At 68.6% G+C, this 19937-nt stretch carries 19 protein-coding genes; 16 read left to right on the top strand and 3 right to left on the bottom strand.

Annotated features, from left to right (window positions below):
• Nucleotides 1-91: 91 nt before the first annotated feature.
• Complete coding sequence (locus tag ACIRQP_RS40565; RefSeq protein ID WP_403900234.1) at nt 92-652, bottom strand: GNAT family N-acetyltransferase; 561 nt, start codon at nt 650-652, stop codon at nt 92-94.
• A 10-nt stretch (nt 653-662) separates the two neighbouring features.
• A complete protein-coding gene (locus ACIRQP_RS40560; RefSeq protein ID WP_403900232.1) occupies nt 663-1997 on the bottom strand; it encodes a hypothetical protein in 1335 nt (444 codons plus the stop codon).
• 252 nt (nt 1998-2249) lie between these two features.
• On the opposite strand from ACIRQP_RS40560, the gene ACIRQP_RS40555 reads away from it, so the two are divergent.
• From ACIRQP_RS40555 to ACIRQP_RS40505, 11 genes are all read left to right on the top strand, one after another.
• Nucleotides 2250-3068, top strand: a complete 819-nt coding sequence (locus ACIRQP_RS40555) for a DUF6415 family natural product biosynthesis protein (RefSeq protein ID WP_403900230.1) — start codon at nt 2250-2252, stop codon at nt 3066-3068.
• A 390-nt stretch (nt 3069-3458) separates the two neighbouring features.
• The gene (locus tag ACIRQP_RS40550) at nt 3459-4166 is read left to right on the top strand and encodes a hypothetical protein (RefSeq protein WP_403900228.1); all 708 of its coding nucleotides are present in this window, start codon (nt 3459-3461) and stop codon (nt 4164-4166) included.
• A 15-nt stretch (nt 4167-4181) separates the two neighbouring features.
• A complete protein-coding gene (locus tag ACIRQP_RS40545; RefSeq protein WP_403900226.1) occupies nt 4182-4973 on the top strand; it encodes an SAM-dependent methyltransferase in 792 nt (263 codons plus the stop codon).
• A 42-nt stretch (nt 4974-5015) separates the two neighbouring features.
• Nucleotides 5016-5222, top strand: coding sequence for a DUF5999 family protein (locus ACIRQP_RS40540; protein WP_403900224.1), 207 nt, complete (start codon nt 5016-5018; stop codon nt 5220-5222).
• A 56-nt stretch (nt 5223-5278) separates the two neighbouring features.
• Nucleotides 5279-5947, top strand: coding sequence for a hypothetical protein (locus ACIRQP_RS40535; RefSeq protein ID WP_403900222.1), 669 nt, complete (start codon nt 5279-5281; stop codon nt 5945-5947).
• Between the two features lie 488 nt (nt 5948-6435).
• Nucleotides 6436-7971, top strand: a complete 1536-nt coding sequence (locus ACIRQP_RS40530; RefSeq protein WP_403900220.1) for a hypothetical protein — start codon at nt 6436-6438, stop codon at nt 7969-7971.
• 156 nt (nt 7972-8127) lie between these two features.
• Entirely contained in the window at nt 8128-9621 is a 1494-nt protein-coding gene (locus ACIRQP_RS40525) for an ATP-binding protein (RefSeq protein WP_403900218.1), read from the top strand.
• Complete coding sequence (locus ACIRQP_RS40520) at nt 9618-10028, top strand: roadblock/LC7 domain-containing protein (protein WP_403900216.1); 411 nt, start codon at nt 9618-9620, stop codon at nt 10026-10028. Before ACIRQP_RS40525 ends, ACIRQP_RS40520 begins: the two co-directional genes overlap by 4 nt.
• Nucleotide 10029: 1 nt before the next feature.
• On the top strand, nt 10030-10407 hold the full coding sequence (locus ACIRQP_RS40515) for a DUF742 domain-containing protein (RefSeq protein ID WP_403900214.1): 378 nt from the start codon (nt 10030-10032) through the stop codon (nt 10405-10407).
• 4 nt (nt 10408-10411) lie between these two features.
• Nucleotides 10412-10969 carry a GTP-binding protein gene (locus tag ACIRQP_RS40510; RefSeq protein WP_403900238.1) on the top strand — a complete coding sequence of 186 codons (558 nt, stop codon included), beginning with the start codon at nt 10412-10414 and terminating at the stop codon, nt 10967-10969.
• A gap of 28 nt (nt 10970-10997) precedes the next feature.
• A complete protein-coding gene (locus ACIRQP_RS40505; RefSeq protein ID WP_403900212.1) occupies nt 10998-11588 on the top strand; it encodes a GAF domain-containing protein in 591 nt (196 codons plus the stop codon).
• A 79-nt stretch (nt 11589-11667) separates the two neighbouring features.
• Here the strand turns inward: ACIRQP_RS40505 and ACIRQP_RS40500 are convergent, their stop codons facing one another.
• On the bottom strand, nt 11668-12876 hold the full coding sequence (locus tag ACIRQP_RS40500; RefSeq protein WP_403900236.1) for an acyl-CoA dehydrogenase family protein: 1209 nt from the start codon (nt 12874-12876) through the stop codon (nt 11668-11670).
• A 1114-nt stretch (nt 12877-13990) separates the two neighbouring features.
• Between ACIRQP_RS40500 and ACIRQP_RS40495 the strand changes: the two genes are divergently transcribed.
• From ACIRQP_RS40495 to ACIRQP_RS40475, 5 genes are all read left to right on the top strand, one after another.
• Nucleotides 13991-15436: a cytochrome P450 gene (locus ACIRQP_RS40495; RefSeq protein ID WP_403900210.1), complete on the top strand. Its 1446-nt coding sequence runs from the start codon at nt 13991-13993 to the stop codon at nt 15434-15436.
• Nucleotides 15437-15689: 253 nt separating this feature from the next.
• Nucleotides 15690-16535, top strand: coding sequence for a Scr1 family TA system antitoxin-like transcriptional regulator (locus tag ACIRQP_RS40490; RefSeq protein ID WP_403900208.1), 846 nt, complete (start codon nt 15690-15692; stop codon nt 16533-16535).
• Between the two features lie 311 nt (nt 16536-16846).
• Nucleotides 16847-17248 (top strand): hypothetical protein, encoded by a 402-nt coding sequence (locus ACIRQP_RS40485; RefSeq protein WP_403900206.1) that lies wholly within the window; start codon nt 16847-16849, stop codon nt 17246-17248.
• Entirely contained in the window at nt 17245-18159 is a 915-nt protein-coding gene (locus ACIRQP_RS40480) for a phosphotransferase (RefSeq protein ID WP_403900205.1), read from the top strand. Before ACIRQP_RS40485 ends, ACIRQP_RS40480 begins: the two co-directional genes overlap by 4 nt.
• Nucleotides 18160-18793: 634 nt before the next feature.
• Entirely contained in the window at nt 18794-19639 is an 846-nt protein-coding gene (locus ACIRQP_RS40475) for a hypothetical protein (protein WP_403900203.1), read from the top strand.
• Nucleotides 19640-19937 lie beyond the last annotated feature (298 nt).

The following is a 19937-nucleotide window of genomic DNA, read 5'->3' as shown; positions in this document are numbered from 1 at the left end:
CGAGGTACGACAAACTCGCCGTCCGCTACGAAGCCACAGTGCTGATCGCAGCCATCAACGAATGGCTCTGACCAGGCTTTCACAACAGGCCCTAGGCGCGGGCGGTGGGCGTAGCCCACTCTCGGTCGAGGATCGAGTGAACGACGGAGTCGCGCCACTGTCCGGCCTTTTTGATGTGCTCGCGGATGACGCCTTCCTCGGTCATGCCGGCCGCGGTCATGGTTTTCGCGGAGGGTTCGTTGAGTGGGGAGCGGGCGCCCCAGATGCGGTGCAGTCCGAGGCCGTCGAATCCGAGGCTGAGTAGGAGTCGTACGGTCTCGACGCCGTAGCCGACGCCCCAGGCGTCCGGACGCAGCGCGAACCCGAAGGTGGCTGCCTGTGGCTGGTGGGGGTCCAGGGCCAGGCGGCCGAATCCGATCACTTCGGCGGTGTCCCGCTCTACGACGGCGAGGGCGTACTCGCTACGTGGCTCCGCCGTGGCGGAGCCGATCGACCGGGCAACGATCTGGCTGACCTCCTCCCGTGTCCGCGGCTCGAACGATAGGTGTTCTGTCGCCTCACTGTTGCCGTAGATGGCGAACACCGCGTCGACGTCTTCGACAGTGAGTTCGCGCAGGATCAGGCGCTGGCCGGATTGTTGGACCTGGTGCATGGGCGGAACTCTATCGCTGGGGTCCTGCGGGCAGAGCAGCCCTGCGAGGGGCGTACACGGCGATCTCCTCCCGCAGGGTGCGGGCGGTGACGGCGGTGCGGGCCGGGCTGTTCATGAGCGCGTGACGGACGCGGTGAGCTGACACCACAATGCCGTTGTTGCGGAAGCTGGACGGTAGATCCAGCACAGGGCGGATCGCCTGCGAGGCCCCGTCGACCTCGCCGGCGTTGAGAAGGATCAGCGCCTGGTTGCACTGGGCGCCCGCGAGATCCCCGAAGGCCCAGTTCGGGTCCTCGGGATTGCTGAACCCATGGACAGCCTGCTCCGCCTGAGCAGTCAGGCCCGCGCTGCCGTGGCCGAGGAGTGCCTCGGCCTCCACCGAGTAGTACAACTGCTTCTCGGCCGAGTAAGTGAGCAACCCGCCCAGCCCGTCAAGATCGTCGAGGGCGACGTTCGCACGCCGATCGAGGGCATCGCGGTTCGCGGCGCGTACGGTTTCCGCGTCGCCCAGGATCGCGGCGGCCCGGGCCTGCAGACCGAGCAGCCACAGGCCGACGGTGCCGTTGAGGTTCGAGGCGAGCGCCGCGCCCTTCTGTGCGTAGAACAAGGCGTCGCCGGGCCGGTCCGCCCAGTATTCGACGAGGGACTGCAGACCGTTGACGAGCGCCATCAGCCCCGGGTGCTCCGCGTCCTTGGCGAACGCCCCGGCGAGCAGGCTCATCGTGCGGGCCTGCTCCCGGTCCTCCATGTCGTTGAAGCCCTTGGCTACGAGGAAGGCGAGCACGCCCGCCATGAAGTTGAGGTCACTGAGCTGGGAAGGCCGGTGCTTGCCGGTCTCCAAGTTGTGGATCACCTGGTCCTGCGCGTCGAGGAGATCGTCCCAGATCGACGACAGCGCTACGCGCGGGTATTCGCTCACCAGGTGCGCCATCTGGTTGTGCAGCAGCGGGAGTGTGTTGTCTCCCAGCCGGTCACGGTCCGTCTGCAGGACGTAATTCCGGGCACGTCGAACGGCCATCGCGCCACTCCTTTTCATCTCGCTCATGTCCACGCCGGGAGCGACGTGGGGTGCAATGGGTGACGTGCCGACCAGAGGGGCGAACTTGGGAGTGGTCCCTGCGGGGACGTCCGTCCAAAGGTCGTCGATGCTGTAGCCGAGCATCTCTATGAGGATTGGGCGGAAGGGCCGCTGCGGGCGGCGCCCGTCGTAGAACCATCCCTCGAAAGTCTTCGGGGCGGGTTCCGCGTCGAGTCCCAAACGGCCCGCCGCCACTCTGTACGACGGCAGGAATTCCTCCGCACTCTTGATGCCGCGTTGCTCAAGCAGGAGCCGGAAGAACAGCACGGTTGCCTCCCCATCTCATTAGCCTGGCACGTCACTGCTTCGACGGTAGAGCTGTCTGCCTATCAAGTTTCCCTATACAGGGAGAAGTTGGCTACTCCGAGGTGAATCCGAGGAGAACCCGAGGAACGCGGTCAATTGAAGGAACCCGTTCCGGGGCGGGTTAGGGGGTAGAGCCGTCCGCCGCTCGTTGTCACGCTTGTAAGGCCCTCGCTGAGAGTGCCCGAGCGTGCACACAGATCAGGGAGTTCTCCCATGCACCCCGTAAGACCGGCGGAAGACCGGCGACTGCCGACCGAGGATGTCGCCCGAAGCACGCCGCTGCCGCACGCGTACGCCCCGGCACCCTGCGAGCCGGCCATCGTGCAAGGTGAGATCACCCGCGCCCACGCGATGAACGTGACGGCGCCGCGCCGGGCCCGCGCCGACACCTGCATGCTCGTGACCGCCCTCGGCTGGGACGGCGACGTCGAGGACGCGGTGCTGGCCGTCAGCGAGCTCGTCACCAACGCCTGCCGGTACACGAACGCCGCAGGGCCTGAGTTGCGGGTGCGGCTTGCCGTCCTGGACGCCGACACGCTCCTGGGGGCCGTTCAGAGGCTGAGGGAACACATCACGGTACTGATCCCGTACGTCGAGCGGTGGGCGGGCTACCTGGGCGTCGACGGTTCTTCGTCCTCGGAGTGCCGTGAGGTTATTGAGCGCGCTGGTAACGCTGCCGCGGCGGGTTCTTCGCAGGGGCGGCTGTCGGCTCAGGACGTGTACTGGCTGGCTGGTGCGGTCAACGGACTGCTGGTGCAGGCGGTGTGCGCCCAGGACGCTGGTCTTCTGGTTGGCGAGCCGGTGTGGGAGGTCAGCGGAAACGTGTCTGCCGGTCCGTCGGCCCGGAGTGCCGGTTCGCCTGGTTCCCCCGTCGTTCCGGCGGAGGCTGCCGGGCGGAGCGCGGCCCGGGGTGAGGTGGTGCTTCCGTCGGCAGGGAGGCTCGGGTACCTCTCGCGTCGGCGCGGCGGTGCAGCCGGGCGTTGCCGGTACGTGGCGGATGGGGACGGTTGTGACCGGCATCCGCCTGTGTAGACGGGCTTGTTCCTCCGCCCCCGGGGGCCTGCCCAGGTCCCGGAGGAATGAGCGAGGCACCCCGGGACGGGCGTTGCCTCCCGGCCGCCGTGTGCATTCCCGCGGCGGCCGGTCCGGCCTTCCTGCCAGGTCGTCCAGACCCTGTCCACGTTCCGACATTGATGAGGATTCATGAGCTTCACCGAGGTCTCCGCAGATACGCGGCCGTCCGCCGCTCGGCCGGAAGGGCCGGCGAGTGCGAGTGGTCCTTCCGCGCCTGCCGGCGGGCGCGGGACCTGGGGCCTTACGGCCGGGACTCGGGCGGCAGCGCGGCCGGCCGGTCGTGATGAGTTCCTTGTGGCCGTCAGTCTGGGGCTGGGGGTGATGGATGGCCGGGCCCGGCGGAGGGCGGTGTATGACGTGCTGCGGGGGCTTGGTCCTCACCTGGTCTTCTGGCAGGGAGTGCAGGGGGCTGACGCCGACAACGGCCGGGTGTTCTATGAGGCGTCGTTTGAGCTGGGTCTGGACGTTTGGCCCGGTGAGAAGGCGCACACCGCGGTCCTCGCGGACAGAGGCATGTTCAGGCCGCTCGGTGAGCTCTCCAACCCGTCGTCTGTGCTGAGCGCGCCGCCCACAACGGTGGCGGTGCAGCTTTCGGATACGGGCCTCGACTCGACGCCGCTGTGTGTGGTGGCCGGCAGGGTGTCCTCCACCGACGAGGTAACGCGCCGCAGCGAAGCCCTTCTCCTTGCGAGCCGGACCGCGAGCATGGTGACGCTGCTGGACGGGCAGCGCCGCCGCGCGCTGGTGATCGGCGGTTTCGATGCGGCGGTCTGCGCCGATCCCCTTATGGATGGCATGCCCCGCACGGTGTTCCAGAGGGCCGGGCTGGCCGATGTCGCTCTTCTTACCAGCACGGAGGCCGCGCTGCCGTCTGCGACCGGTCCGGACCAGGCCGGGTATACGGGCTGGCTGACCAGTAGTCGTCAGCTCTCGTCGGTATGGGAGCGGGTGCGGACGGCGGGTGAGTGCGGGCTGCCCGGTCACGGCATGGTCGCGTGGGCACACCGTGACCACCTCGCGTCCCTTCTTACTCGTCTTCGTCTTCCCATCGCCTGAGGAGGTCTCGCACCCATGCATGCCACCCGGCCTGCGGGCCTGCGCTCCGATTTCTTCACTCGGCCGACCCCCGCCCGTGTGTACGACCGTCTGCTGGGCGGCAAGGATCATTACCCGGCCGACACAGCCGTGGTGGAGCGCCTGCTCGACGCGGCGCCGTTCCTGCCGGGGGCAATGGCCAAGGACCGGGTCTTCGTCGACGAGACGGTGCAGGAGCTTGCCGCTGTATGCGGTCTGCGGCAGGTCATCGACTTGGGGTGCGGGCTGCCGCGGCCTCCGTATCTGCATGACGTGATCGCCGAGCACCGGCCCGACGGCCGTGTCCTGTACGTCGACGACGATCCCGTCGTGGCCGCGCACAGCACCGCCGTCATGAGCAGTCGGACATCGGTCGTCACCGGACACCTGAGAGGCGATATCACCCGCCCGCGGTCGGTCCTCGCCTCCCCGCAGCTGGCCGAGACGATTGATCTGTCGGAGCCGGTGATCCTGGTCTGGCGGTCGGTCCTGCACCATCTGACAGACGAGGAGATGGCCCGGTCCCTGCGGGAGTTCAGCCAGGCCGTCTGCCCGGGGAGTGCGCTCGTGGCGACACACTTCACGGCCGACTTCCGCCCCGGTCCTATGCGGAGCGCGGCCGAGATCCTCACCGGCGCCGGGGTCCGGACCAGCGTCCGCAGCGGCGGGGAGATCACGGCTGCGCTCGTCCGGTACTGGGAACTGGTTCCCCCTGGTCTGGCAACGCCCGATTTCGCGAGCGATACCGGCCAATGGCCTTCGTACGCCGCCGTCGGCCGCAAACCCTGACCCGCCCCGACCTCCAAGCCCTTCAACTCGTTGAGGAAACCTATGTGCTCCCACACACCTCGCTGTCCGGCGGCCGAGCGTCCTGACAGGGACACCGCCAAGACCATCGCCCAGCACCTGCCGGAGCAGGGCTGGAGCCTGCTGTGCAACGGCGTATTTCTGTTCGAGGACACCGGTGAACTGCGGCCCGACGGTGTCACCGTCGGGCCGCGACGCCCGGTCCTCACCGCGCTGGAGCCTGTGGCGTGACTGATTCCGAAGCTTGTCAGAAGACTTCTGTCCGCGATGAGAAAGAGGGCTCCACCGTGATTACCGACGCTTCCGCGTCCACGACGGTCGATGTTCTCGCCGACGCTGTGGCGAGGTCGGGTGTCATCGGCCGCGTGGAGACGCCTCAGGGCACACCTTGTGTCGCGTTAGTGCTGCTGGGCAACAAGCGCCTGCTGCCCTTCGAGCTGAACCGCACTGCGGCCGCGGCCTGGCTGGCCGAGGCCGGCATCGATGCGAGCACCGGTGACGACGGAAGCGGCAACGTTGTGATCACTCTGCGCCGAAGTGCCGCTGTTCATCTCCTGATCGAGCGTCTCCTCGCGCCGTGTATCCGCTCCTCGGATATCGCCGATCGTCTCCTCGACGCGTTCGGACTGTACGGCTTGCGCGCCGATGTGACCGTCGCCGATCCGGACACTCTCGTCATCGAGATCCGTGACGCTGACAGTCCCGCGACGGCCGTGTCCCTGGGCGCGCTGCTGGGCGCGGATGACGTCGCCCGTGGCCTGGACTTCTCCTGCGAAACTGGCTTGGACGAGCTCGCCGGGCGGATGCGGTGGCTGCTCACCGATGTCACGTCCGGCAGGGTTGGCACAGAGGCCAGGCCCGGCGGCGCCCACGCCCGGGACGAGTTGGAGGTGCGCCTCTCCCCGGACCAGGCGCTGCGGTTGGCCGAGCGGATTACGGCCGGGGTGGCGCTGTGAGTGTTCAGGAACTGGCGGGAGGCGCGTCGCTGCTGGATCACCGTGCCGTGCTGCCTCGGCCTGGTGGGTTGCCGGCTTTGGTACTGCCGACGGGTGATCCAGACATGGTGGCGCGGTTTCAGAGCGAGCGTGGTGATGTGGCGCAGCTGCCGGGTGGGCAGGCCGGGATGCGGGTGCTGTCGTGGATGGCTTCCCGCGGAGCTCCAGTCGGACCGGTAGCGCACTGTGGCAAGCACGGCGTGCTGTTGGTGCCCGTGACGGCGTGGGATGCGGACCGGCACGAGGTCCGGGGCGTGGAGATGAGACGGGGAGCAGCGTGGTGCCCCAGGGTGTCCCGGCCGTGCGAGGGGCAGGTGTGGTTCACGCCGCTGGACGGTTCCGAGCGTCTGACTATCGCCGATCACCTGATGGAGGCGAGCTGGTTGGTTCGGTCGGCGAGGCGGACGTATGCGCGCTGACAGGGACTGGCACAGGGGAGGAGGGGAGAGGTGAGACTTCAGGTGGTTCCCGCCGAACAGGCGGAATCCAGCGGGGATTTACTGCACGGGACGTCAGTGTCGACGCTGCTGGGGCTTCTGCTGGAGCGCCAGGGCTGGGCGAACTGGTCCCGGTTCCGCGCCGAGTTCACTGTCGCGGCCTCAAGGGTTGCGGAGCGGACGGGAGGAGAGCGGTTCAGAACCGTCACGGTAAGCAACTCGACGTACCTGCGGTGGATGGCGGGGGACTGTCTGCCGCAGGGCAACGCGCGGGTGGTGCTGGAGGAGATGATGGGCGTCAGCATCAGCCTGCTGTTCAGTCCGGCTCCCGCACGCGATGTCGTCGTGCCGCGGCCTGCACGGATGTCGTCGCATGCGGCCGTACTGGCCTTGGACACTCAGTGGGCCTGGTCGAGTCTGTCTCCCACGCCGCCGGCACCGGGTATGGACGGGGTCTGGCGGCTGGACGGATCGCCGGCATTCGACGGGACAACGGTGGCGGCGCAGCTTTACGACGCTGTCCCGTCGGGTGATCTGGCCGTCCTGCACCACGAGGACGCGGCACACATCGCCCAGTTCGTCGGGCCCGCGCGCCGCGGACTGGTGTTGGCGGGACTCCATCAGGAGGGCAGGGCCGTGCTGCACGCGCTCGACACGGTGCACGCCCGGCGTCAGATCGCCACCGGCAGTCCCTGGCGGACCATGTCGGTTCCCACCGCGTATGAGCTGGACGATCTGACATGCTCGATCCTTTGGGCGGCAGTGTGCCTGGACGACGCGCTGCTGGCCGACGACCACGTGCTGACCGAAGCGGAGACCGAACTCGGCCCGCATGTGTCGGCTCCCCGTTCAGCTCTCGGTATAGCCGCTCTCACCGATCTGTCCCAATCCTCCGCGGCCTGGCTGGGCGGGTGGGGCTGCGCCCGCCATCTGTCCGGGCACCTGGAGCACACCATGGGTCCGGCGAGGCTCTGGGCGCCTGTGCGACGCTGGGAAGAGGCTGCGATGCGGGTCCTGTTCCGCCATCAGAGCGCCCATGTCCAGTCCCTGCGGGGCCGCGCGGAGGGGATCGGGGTGAGCCTGGCCCAGCCACTCGGCGAAGGCCCTCTCCATGAACGCATCTGGCTGTTCCTGCTGGTGGCCTGGTGGGAGTCACAGGGTCTGACCGTGTGGCTGTCCCCGCAGTCCCCATACACGGACATGCCGGGCCTGATGCTGTTCCCGGGCCGGCGGGCGGTCCTGGCGGACTGGGGACAACCGGGGATGCTCTGCCGGGTCGATGCCACCGACAGCCGCGCCGAGGTCGGCGCCTACGGCGACGCGGTCGAGTATTCCCGCTTCCACGGCGCGCTGGGCGATGCCGCGCCGGGCGACCGGCTGCGGGCTCTCGCGGACATCCTGCATCTCAACTGGCGGTGGCTGACGCGCCGGTGCCGGGAGCTGGGTGCCTACGGGACGGCGGGTCTGGTGCGGCCCCGCAGCAGACGCATCGGCCTGGACGCGCTCGACACCGCCCTGCGCACCACCGGCGCCCTCGCCGGGGCCTGACGGCTCCGCACACGTTGTTCCGTCTCGTCGGCCCGGCCCGGCCCCGTTCCTGTTTCTCTTTCTGTTTACGAGGATCTGATGCCTGATCTCCTTCCCCCTGCCGACGTGGCAGGGGAACGTGTCGCCCGACGACATGGGAAGCTATCCCCGCCCCCGATGAGCACGCCCGCCTCACTCAAGGCCCGCCTCGTACGGACCGCTGTCCTGCCGCACGCTGTCGTGCTCGGGCCCGCGGCTGTCTGCCCCTGGCTCATACCCGGTCCCCTCGGCGTCGCGGTGCCGGGTACGGCCGCGGCGGCGGTGGTGGTGTCGTGGTTGTGCGCCCGGTCCACCGCCCGCACGCTCATCCGCCAGCGGGAGATGTCCGACGCTGCGGTCCGCCACGCCTTCGCCCAGTTGCTGCAGCAGACCACGAAGACCAGCCAAGGGCTGTACGAGGTGGCGAAGCAGATGCGGCAGGGCGGGCCTGTCCCCGCGCCCAGGAAACTGGAGCAGTGGGAGGGCGGAAGCCCGGCCGGCCATGTGGCCCACGCGCTCGCCGATGTGTACAACGCCGCGCTCGCCGCCGTGTCCGCGACGGCCGGTGCCCGCCGGGTCGAGGTTCTGAACAACCTCGCCCGGCGACTCCAGAACCTCGTCGACCGCGCTCTGCAGGGACTCGACGCCGTCGAGATGGAGATCGAGGCTCCCACCCTGCTGGGCGATGTGCTGAGTGTTGACCATATGGTCACGCGGATCCGCCGCCAGGCGGACAGCATCGCCGTCGTCGGCGGCGCCGTGCCCCGGCGCTTCACCGATCCGCTTGCCCTGCCCGCCGTCCTGCGTCAGGCCATGCAGGAAATCGAGGCGTACCACCGGGTGCAGGTCATCGAGGACGTGGACGTGCTCCTGCACGGTCATGTGGCCCCCGACATCATCCACCTGTTCGCCGAGCTCATGGAGAACGCCACCCGGTTCAGTCCGCCCGAGACCGACGTCCACATCACCGCGCGGATGGTGAGGGCCGGAGTGGCGGTCGAGATCCAGGACCGCGGCTTGACCATGTCGGCCCAGGTACGCGACCGGCTCAACGACATGTTCGCGGCGGCGGAGCCGGACAGGGTCATCGACAAGCAGCTCAAGGACGGCCGGATCGGTACCCTGGTCGTCGCGCTCCTGGCCCGCCGGCAGAACAAGCAGATCGCCGTGCGGCTCGAACCGAACATCTTCGGCGGCACTCAGACCATCGTCCTTCTGCCCCACGCGCTGCTGGTCACCGAGGAGCCTGGGGATCCTGAACACAGCCGCACCTCCGCGCCCCCGCTGCCGGCCGGGCCCGGCGGGCCGTCCGCCCCGGTCGCGGCACGCGTGCGGCCCCACGTCGTAGCCGCCCTCCCGGTGCCGGACGGGCAGCCCCGTCCGCAGCCCGACCACACCGCCACTACCGCGCAGACACGAGCCCCGGAGCAGGGACTGCCCCAACTGGCCCGGCGTACCAAGGGCTATCTCGCTCCCGAGCTGCGGCGCACCGCGCGTCCCTCCGGCACCGCGGCGGAAGGCGGACCCACCGCTGGCCTGGCCACGCAGTTCTTCCAAGGCCGCGCCGCCGCCCGCCGCGACGCCATCCAGTCCGACACCCACCCCGACCAGGCCCACAAGGAACCCTCATGACGGAAACCCAGAATCTCGACTGGCTGCTGAAGGACCTCACCGAGCGCGTGCCCGGGATCAACGCCGCCCTGCTCTCCACCACCGACGGCCTCGCCCGTCATTGGTACGGCATCGACAAGGACCAGGCCGACCAGCTCGCCGCCCGCGCCTGCGGTCTCGTCAGCCTCGGGGAGAGCTTCGGTTCCATCATCGAGTCGAGCGGCACCCTCCGGCAGGCCATCCTGGAACTCGACGACACCCTCGCCTTCTGCGGTGCCGCCGGGTCCGGCAGCCTCCTCACGCTGCTCACCGAACCCGGCTCCGACACGGGGCAGATCGGCTACGAGATGACCCAGCTCATCAAGAGCGTCGCCATCCACCTCGCCGAACCCGCACGGCAGAGCCCCGCAGAACCGTCGGCGCGGTGACATGCCCGTATCCGATCCCGTTCCCTGGATCGAGGGGCCCGCGCCGGCGGAACGCCTCTACCTCGTGACCGGGGGCCGTACCCACACCGAGCATCCACTCGACCTCCACTCCCTGGTGAGGGCACGCCCTCTCACCTCGGCGGACCGGCCTGCCGTCCCCACCAACCACGCCCACAAGGACATCGTGCGTCTGTGCCGGCAGGCCCCGGTCTCGGTCGCTGAGTTCTCCGCGCGGCTCCACTATCCCGTCCAGATCATCAAGGTCCTGGTCGGCGACCTGCTCACCACAGGGTCCGTCGTCATGGCCATGCCCGACACGACCGCCGACCCCACCGACCGCCACCTGCTGGAGAGAGTCCTTGAGGGATTACGCAAATGACACCATGACCCCCGTCAAGATCGTGATCGCCGGGGGATTCGGCGTCGGAAAGACCACGTTCGTGGGCGCGGTCAGCGAACTCCCCCCGCTCAAGACGGAGGAGACGCTCTCCGCGGCCGGAGCGAGCACCGACGACCTGATCGGAGTCGGCGGCAAAACCACCACCACCGTTGCCATGGACTTCGGACGCATCACACTGCACGCCCAGAAAATCCAGCTGCTGCTGTTCGGGACCCCCGGGCAGGACCGCTTCTGGTTCATGTGGAAAGTGCTGTCCGACCGCGCCGTCGGCGCGGTCGTCCTGGCCGACACCCGCCGCATCCGCGACTGCTTCCCCGCGATCGAGTACTTCGAGACCCGCGGTATCCCCTTCGCCGTCGCCCTGAACCACTTCGACGGCGCCGGTCTCTACCCCGAAAAAGCGATCCGCGACGCACTCGACCTGGAACCACACGTCCCCGTCCTCACCTGCGACGCCCGCAAGGAGCCCTCGGTCAAAGGCGTGCTGGCCGCGCTCATCGAGCACGCGCACAGCCGCGCCCCCGAACCCGTGCCCGCCTGACCTGCCCCTACAGCCCGGAGAGGCACCCGTGACCACTACCTTCGACCCCCAAACCGCACGCCACCTCTACCCGCCGGCCGAATCCCTCATCCGCGAGCGCGCCGAACGCCACCACCAGCTGGGCCTGGAAAACCCCGAACAGTTCGCCCCGTTCGACGCCTTCGCCGCCGACCTCGCCCGCGGCGCCGTCGAACTCACCGCCATTCACACAGAGCCGTACGCCATGCTCAACCTCGTCGGCCAGGACCAGCACTTCCTCGGCCTCTACGAACCTGGCACCGGCCCGAACTCTCCCGCCACCACAGGACGGTTCGCCTTCGGCCGCAGGATGTCCCGCAACGCGGGCTTCTGCCCCCATGTCATCGACCGGCGGGGAAAGGCACTCGTCCTGGAAGACGTACGCGCCTTCCCGCGCTTCAAGGGCAACCCGGTCGTCGACCGCTACCGCATCCGTACCTATGTCGGCGCCCCGCTCGTCGACCCCTCCGACGGCCTGATCATCGGCACCGTCTGCCTCGTCGGCCCCGAACCCCGCCCCTGGGGAGACGACGGACTCGCCTACATCAAGGACAAGGCCCACCAGGCCATGAACCTGATCCTCGACAACGCCCGGACCTAACCACCACCGCACTCACACGGAACACACGGCGCCCCTGAGGGGTGACAGCACACACTGTCACCCCTCAGGGGCGCCACCACTACGTCGTCAGGGCCAGCCGTCCTCCCGGCACGAGCCGGTCCGCGAGCGTCTCCGAGCACTGCGCCCGGCTCTCACCCAGCGCCATCCGCGCAAGACGCAGCAACTGCACCTCCGACGTGCCCGCCGGCGCGTACAGATGCTGGACGTCACGGAAGTAGCGCTCCACCGGCAGATCCGGAAACAGCCCCGCGCCGCCGTGCAGATCCATCGCGTCCTGCGCGGATTCCCGTGCCAGCTCCACTCCGACCAGCTTCGCGTTCATCAGCTCGGCGTCACACGGAACCCCGGCGTCCAGCAGGCTCACGGCGTGATACGCCAGCGTCCGCGCGGTCATCAGCCGCGACTGAATCCGGCCGAGCACCTGCTCCACGACCGGCTGCCGCGCCAGAGGAACTCCGTAGCGGTACGTCTCCGTCGTATACGCGGCTGTCTGCTCCCACAGCGCCTGATGGGTACCGAGCGCCACGCCCGCCAAATTCGCACGCCCGTACAGAATGCTGGAAGAGTGGGCAAGTTCCAGGCCCTCGCCTTCGCGGCCGAGCCGGTTCGACGTCGGCACCCGGCAGTCCTCGAAGACCAGCTCGCCGAAGCCGAACCCGTGCAATCCCATCGCCGGGCGATGAGGAGCGAGCCGCAGACCGGGCCTGTCCGCCTCCACCAGGAACGCGGTCAGCCCCTCCGAACCGGGACCCGTACGGACGACCACCCCGTGCAGGTCACCGATATGGGAACTGCCGACAAACACCTTACGGCCGCTCAGAACATAGTCGTCCCCCTCGCGCACGGCGGTGGCCTCCATACCCAAAACGTGCCCGCCCGACTGCTCCTCGGTCACCGCGATGGTCGGCAGGCAGTCACCCGCGGCGATCAGGGGCAGCCACTTCGCCCTCTGCTCCGCGGTGCCGTAGTGACTGATCTTCGCCACACCGAGCTGCAATGCCTGGACCGCCGCGCCGATGGCTCCGCTGACCCGGGACAGTTCCTCAACGATGACCGTCTTCGCGAGATGCCCCACCGCCGTGATTCCATCCTCGGGCGTCACGGTCACCCCGACCCATCCCCGGCGGGCGACCGCGCTCACCAGATCCCGCTCCACGCGCCGCTCCGCTTCCATACGCGGTATCTCCGGCTCGATCTCACTTTCAGCGAACTCTCTCACCCGGGCTCGGAGCTGCTCATGCGCTTCGGTGGTGAAACCGGTGCCGATCCCAGGACGGGCGGCTGGCAGAACAGACGTCACGGTGACCCACTTCCGTCGGCGGCAGCCGCGCGGTCGTCGCGGCCCCCCAACGGTGCCGTCTACCGGCTTACCAGCGCATCACCGCACACACCCCGTTCCGACCCCACTTCACCTCGCTACCCCCAGCCCACTTGGCCTAGAAAGTACTACTCGAAATGAAATGACCGTTGCGTCGCGGCCGGAATGTGGGGGCGATATGGGGACACGGTCGCCAGACCCGCACTGGATGCCGCCTATGCGCTGTATGCGCCCCCGAATCCTCTGCTCCGTTTCGACAGACACCTCCGAGATGGGGCGCAGATGGGGACTGGAGACACGACACCGGTCCCGTCCGGACGGCAGAGTGTGAGGCGGAAAGCAAGGCCTCAGAGCCCACGCCTCTCACCAGGACAAGGAGTCCCGCATGCCCTGCGCCCCGCTCCGTCCCCACGAACCCGACGCCGTCGTCCGCTCACCGTGTGTGAGAGGGGCCAAGCCGCGGCGTGGCCGGACCGGGAAGCCGTCTTCCTGACGTCCCAGCGGCCAGCACGCCTGGCGCGTCGGGGGCAAGCCGCGAGACCCGGGGAGCTCGTCCCGTCCGCGCCCCCGTCGCGGACGGGATGAGCGCCCCCTGCGGCACTGGGCCCTCCAGACCGCAGGGCACCACCTCTGTTGGTGTTACAGACACGCGACCGCAGGCCAGCGGCCGGCACACGCCGTCGTTCCGAACGAGCCGGCCCCCTCCTCACCGCTGGCCGGGATACCGAGCTCCATGCATACGGGACCTTCCGACCGCACCGCACGCACACGGGCGGCCGGCGATCACCTGCCCGTCTTCCTCGACACCGCATGACCTCCCGCGGGCGCGGGCCAAGCGACCTGCCACACCGGCAGGAATGGCAGCACGCGCCCGCGGGAGGAGCCACCCCGGCTTCCAGCCGACCGGTGACACCGGGGAGCGACCACTACCAGGCCGCTCGACAGCCTCCAGCCCTTCGCCAGGTGGCGTGATCCGGGCTACCTCACCGGCCCGGACCACGAACAGCGCACCATCACTGCCCATTTCCCTTTCCTTCCCGCCCGACAGCCAGGAGGTGTCCCCGTGACGGAACAGCGCTTCGCACTCGCCCCCTTCGAACGCGACGCCCGCTACGAGGCCGACCGACTGCGCAGTATCGGGCCGGTGGTGGCGGTCTCTCTGCCGGGTGGTATCCCGGCCCATGCCATTACGCAGAACGAGCTGCTGCATCCTCTCCTTCTCAACTCGAAGGTGAGCCCGGACCACCGTAGGTACTGGTCGCTGTGGCCGCAGGTCGCCCGCCGTCCCGACTGGGTGTGGATCCTGGGCTGGATCGGCGGGTCGAACCTGCAGGCGAGGCTGGGCCCGGACAAGAACAAGCAGACGTTCAGGAGAGTGGGAATCTCCTCCCATACAGTGCGCCGACGCGCCGAGGAACGCCTGCGCCCGCGTGCCGAAGCCGCGATCAGCACCCTGCTCGATTCCTTTGCCGACCGTCCCGCCACGAAGATCGTCGATCTCCGCGCGGACTACGCGATGCCACTGTCCCTGGAAACGACCTGCGATCTGTTCGGTGCAACGGGCCGGATCCGCCGGGACATCGGTGCCCTCGCTGCGAGAGTCATGGACACCACCGCGGTCACCGAGACCGCCGGTACGACCACCCTGATGCACACGGTCGTTGCCGACCTCATCGCCCACAAACGGGCCCGTCCCGGTGATGACCTGACGACCGACCTCATCACTATGCGTGGCGTCGACGGGAACCGTCTGAGTTCTGAGGAACGCAGCCAGGCGGTGCTTTGGACACTCGTCGCCAGCCTCGAGAGCACCATCCATCTCGTCGGCAATACGCTCCACGCGCTCTTGTCCCGCCCCTGGCTGCTGGCGGAGGGTAATGCTCTGGCTGACCAGCGCCTTGAGGAGGCCCTGAGCTGGTCGCCCAGCGTCAGCGCCACGCCCCTCCTCTACGCCGTCGACGACGTCGAGCTCGGTGACGTGACGGTACGCGCCGGGGAGGCCATCCTTACTACCCTCGCCAGCGGCACCGCCTACGAGGTCGCCCAGGCCTCGCGCATTGAGGGTCACATCGCCTTTGGGGCTAATGTCCACCAGCGCATCAGTGTTCCCCTCGCGCGGCTCCAAGCCGGACTCGCCATGCGGGCCCTCCTTGCCCGTTTCCCTGGAGTGCAACCCGCCCCGACTCCGCTCGCCGGGCACCCCTCGCTCGCCGCCAACGGATGGGCCACCGCCCCCGTATGCCTCAGTACATCCGTCCCCGCCCAGAGCATCCCAAGGTTCAAACCCCGCCAGAACTTGACCCCTGAGCAGCATGCACAGCTCAGGGACTTCGCCGTATCGGCCTACGACGGCGGGAAGGGGATGACGATCCGGCAGATCGCCGCAGTAACCGGCAGGGCAGGAAGCGGCATTCAGAGACTGGTTGCTGAGGAGGGAACCGACCGGCGCAGAAAACGCGCTCGGGTACCCAACTCGGCCCCGGGTCGAGTTAAGCCCCATACGCCATGAGCCACCTGAACCACCGTGGGCCAAATCGCGCACCGGTCCCGACCCGTGCGGACTGCCGCGCGGCCTCTCCAGCGGTTCGTCGCCGACCAGCGGTAACGACCACCAAAGACCCGATGTCCATGGCGAGATGACATCAGAGACGGCCGACCGATTCCTCACAACGCCCTGCTTCTCCCAAGAGCCGGACCCATTGCCCGGGTCCGGCACACGACGCCCCCCGGCTACCACCGCCCGCCACGAGACGGATCATCTGATGACCACGCCTACCCCAACCGCTGCCGCCCCGATCGTGGTCGGTGCTCTCCTGCGAGCCATGCGCGACGCACGCTTCAAGCTGCCCGAGGAAGCCGCTGTCCACCTGAGATGTTCCGTCGACGACATCACTGCAATGGAAGACGGCATATCGCCGCCGAGCCTGGAATCCGTCTGGGGGTTGCTGGGCCTGTATCTGAATGCTCCGCGAGAACAGGTACGCGAGGTGCACTGCACGTTGCGGAACATACTGCGCAGCGCCGCGAACCCCGCGCTTGAGGGCCAGTGCCTTGACGAGCGCCCTGGTTATGTGGCGCGCCTGGACGCTCTTGAGCGTCAGGCACTCGCCGTGCGCTGGAGGAGCGTGAGGCTCCTGCCCGAACCACTGCAGACTCCCGCCTACACCCAGGCCCTGCGCGAGACGCAGCAGCTGCGTGAGCATGGCACTGCGAACCGCCGCCCTCTTCTCGATCGGCGAGACCTGTTCCTGGTCGAGTTGAGCGTCCTGGAGTGCCCGGTCGTCCACCCCGACCAGATGGCCGAGCAGCTCACCCACCTCGTTCATCTCATGCGTGCGGGCAACGCCGAGATCCGGGTGTGGGGCACCGAGCAAGACCCGCCGATGGGACTCCATCTCGGGGAACTGGTGCTCCCCGGGGACCGTACGCTGTATGTGGAGCATCACGCGTCGTGGATCAGGTACAGCACGGACACGGCGGCAAAGGTGAGGCTCGACGCCGCGCAAAAATGTGCCGAGGAACCTCGGGCGAGCCTGGCCCTGCTGACGGCCAAGGCCGAGGAGTACACCCTCGCCGCGTCCCGCCCCGGTGATCGGATCAGCTCGTGATGCCGCCGCCCGAGCCAGTCTCCGCCGCCTGGATCGTGCTGGGCGCCGGCCTTTTCGCGCTGCGCAAGGACGCCGACCCGTGCCAGGGCGACGCGGCTCGTTGATCGGACGGAGCGTGGGCCGTATCGCAGGGCGAGCACGGGCAGGGGCCGCTGACCGGGCGCCGCCGCCCCGCCCCCGGCCGTGCGCCAGCAAACCGTCACCGTGATCGCTGTCGGCCCCCTTGACCGCGCCGGGGCTCCGCGCGCCGCACGGTTGTCCGCCCGCACTACCCACTGGCCCTTGGCCCGCTTTTGAGGAGAAGAAGCACTATGCCGATAACCGGCAGCGCCATGGACGGGTTCTACCGTGATCTGCTGCCCGACGTGGCGCGCATGCTCCGCCTGATGGCTCTTCTGCCGCCTGACGACTTCGATCCGCGTATGGCGGCCGCGGCCTGCGACCTGACCGTGCCGGAAGCGGGCTGGTACTCGGAAGAAGCCGAGCTGGTCAGAGAAGTGCTTCACGAATGCGAGAGACTGTGTTTCTGCGAGCCGCGTGAGTCGGCTGGCGACTCCGGAGGCAACGCCCCCGGAACGGTTCGCCAACGGCGGTGCTCCGCACCGACTCTCGACTATGAAGGCCGTGGTGGCCAACACGCCTCCGGTTCCGAAAGCGCGGGCCCCGGGGTTCCGCACCCGCACATGATCAGCAAGAAAGCGGACCAGCCATGACTGACACAGAAGTGCTCGCCGCACCCGCCGCGATTGCGCGATGGGCACAGGCCTGGCTGGACCCGGGCGTGACCGCTGTCCGTGAGGCGTCCAGCTCCCACGCTTCGTCACAGGTGTGGGAGCTGACGATGTCCGACGGTCTTCAGGTGGAAGTGAAGGTCGTCGAGACGCTCGGGCTCTTCACCCAGGAAATCCTGGCGTACAGCCGTGCTGTCCCGGCTCCGCGCCGCCAGGAACCGCGGCTCCTGGCGTACACGCCGTCCCGGAACGCCTTCGTGACCAACGCGTTGCCCGGCACCGGGGCCTCGGCCCTCTCCAACGCTTTCACGCGGCCATACGAGGAGAGCGCAGTACGTCAGCACGCGGCCCGCCTGCTGGGCGAACTCCACAAGGGGCCCGTCCCGACCTCCGAGGCCGAAGCACGTGCGGCCGCCGAGAAGCGGCTGCTGGACTTGCTCACGACGACGGACAGACACCTGGAGGACCTGCGCGACGTCCTCTCGGACCAGCAACTCGCCCTCGCCATGGGGCGCCGAGCACGTCTGCTACGTGTGAAGACCTTCCTGCCGGTGGGTTTCGTCCACGGGTCCTTCCGGGAGACGAACTGGGTGTGGGGCCGGGAAGCCGGCATGGGGCTCACTGGCTTCGAGGATGCCGGCTACGGCTACCTCGTTGGCGACTTCGCACGGCTGGCCATGGGGGCCTGGACGCTGAACCCGTCCCTGCGCGAGCTGAGCCTGGACGCATACGGGCGACCGCTCACCGCCGAGGAGGACGTCGCCCTCACGGCCTTCACCGGACTGGAAGCCGTTGCCGAGATCGCGTCCGCCTACAGCAGCAGCGACACCCACGACAGCCGGGCGGCAGCCCTTCAGATCCTCGACCGCCAGACAGGGGCCGGCCTCTGGTGAACACGCCTCACCCCAATTCCGCACTGCCACCGGTGTCGTGTCCGCCGCCGGTCCCGCCAGCGCGCCAACTCGCCGGTGAGGCCCGGGACATCAGGCAGCCGCATGAATCGTCCAACCCGCCCGACCGGCCACCACCAGCCCCCGCTCATGCACGCGTGTAAGCGTCCTCATATACATCTGGAGCCAACTCATGCGCCCGCGAAACAGTGCCACTGCAACAACCGCGTCCCATGCTGGATGTGGATGGCTGTGCCGTCGGCTCAGCCACACCTGCGACAGCCCGCAGGCAGCCAGCTCCCGGGCAGGCTGGGCGTACGACGCTGATGAGGTCCTGGCCGCCGCAGGTCTGCTGAACTTCTGGCTGGGACCGCCCGGCGATGCGAGCCGGCTCGCCGTTGCCCGCTGGAGAGTCCGTGCCGCTACGCCGGCCGGGACCCTGGAGCATATGGTCCGCCAGGGCCTGTACTTGGGACCCGGCGCCGGAATCGGAGGTGACGGCCACAGGTATCCCGTCACAATCGAGCAGCTCCTCCCCGCGCAGAGCGCCGAACTACGGTCCATCGAAACGCGTGTCGGCCTCCTGACGCAGAGACTGTCCGCGACCCTTGACCCTCATGGGCGCGCACCGGCCCGAGTGCGGCTCCTTATCGCCCATCTCGCCGACCGCCTGGACGCGGAGGGTCTCGACGGCGTGGTATGGATCGGCCCCGCCACCGGGCAGGGAAACGCACCGTCCGCCGGGGAGCGGCATATACTCGCCCGCCGCGGCAGAGGTCTGCTGAGGCTGACGATGATGCCCGCCAGGCTCCCGGACGGTCAGGAGCGGCCGGATCCTGCGTGCGAGCTGACCAGCCACCAGGGATGCGCCTTGTTGAACCCGTCCCGGTACCAACAGGCCGATCTCCGCACCCGAGCAGCGTGTACGACCACCCTGCTGAGCGAGTCGTTGTGCCTGACGAACAGCAGCCGTCCCCGATTTCATGTCGTATCGTCACCTCACCACCTGGATCTGCCCGCCGGCACGGACGACGCGGATCGCGCGATCCGCGGCTGGCTGTCCACGTCAGAGTTCGGTGCAGAGCTGTGTGACGAGGGCGGATGGGATGAGACAGTCTGGGATCACCGGACCAGCGAGGACACCTGCACGCTGCTCGACGCCCCGGCACTGACCGCGCTCATCACTGCCCTCCAGGACGACCTGCTGCGCGCCTACCTCGCAGGATCCGGCTGGCCGCATCCCGATCCACCAGCCGACACCGATACCCATCAACTCTTCCCTTGGCTCGTCCGGGATCTCTGCGCGACGCTCGCCGACCACGTGGTCGACTCGCCTGACGAGACGCCGCTGCTCGCCTACGCGTTGGGCCTGCCCCTGGGCCTGAGTCCAGCGCACCCCACGGACGGAGACGACGAAGTCGGGCTTCTTCTCCTGGTCGGCCGGACACGGACGGTCGCCCTCGTAATCGACGCAAACACCTGAACCTGACCGACACCGCAGCGGCGTGCGGCGCCCGATACCGGCAGTTCGTGCTCGGAGCAGCGATCCGGTCCCGGAACCGATGACCGCCCCCCTCCCCGCTCCACCGCACACCGCGCCACCCCCCGTTATGTTTTTCGCGGTCCTGCAACGGGGCCGCTGGCCTCCGGGCCCGGCATGACTGTGTCCCCCTGTCGAATGCATGACAATGCCGTTGCTTTTGGGGTCACTGCCATCTGTGGTTCAAGGCGATGGTGACGGCTGGCCGGTGCTGGCTGGCGGGTTCGTCGGATGCCTTGCT

It is taken from the genome of Streptomyces sp. NPDC102274, from assembly GCF_044766385.1.
Taxonomy (GTDB): domain Bacteria; phylum Actinomycetota; class Actinomycetes; order Streptomycetales; family Streptomycetaceae; genus Streptomyces.
The sequence above is the reverse complement of the archived record's forward strand: the minus strand, read 5'-3'. Positions and strand labels throughout refer to the sequence as shown.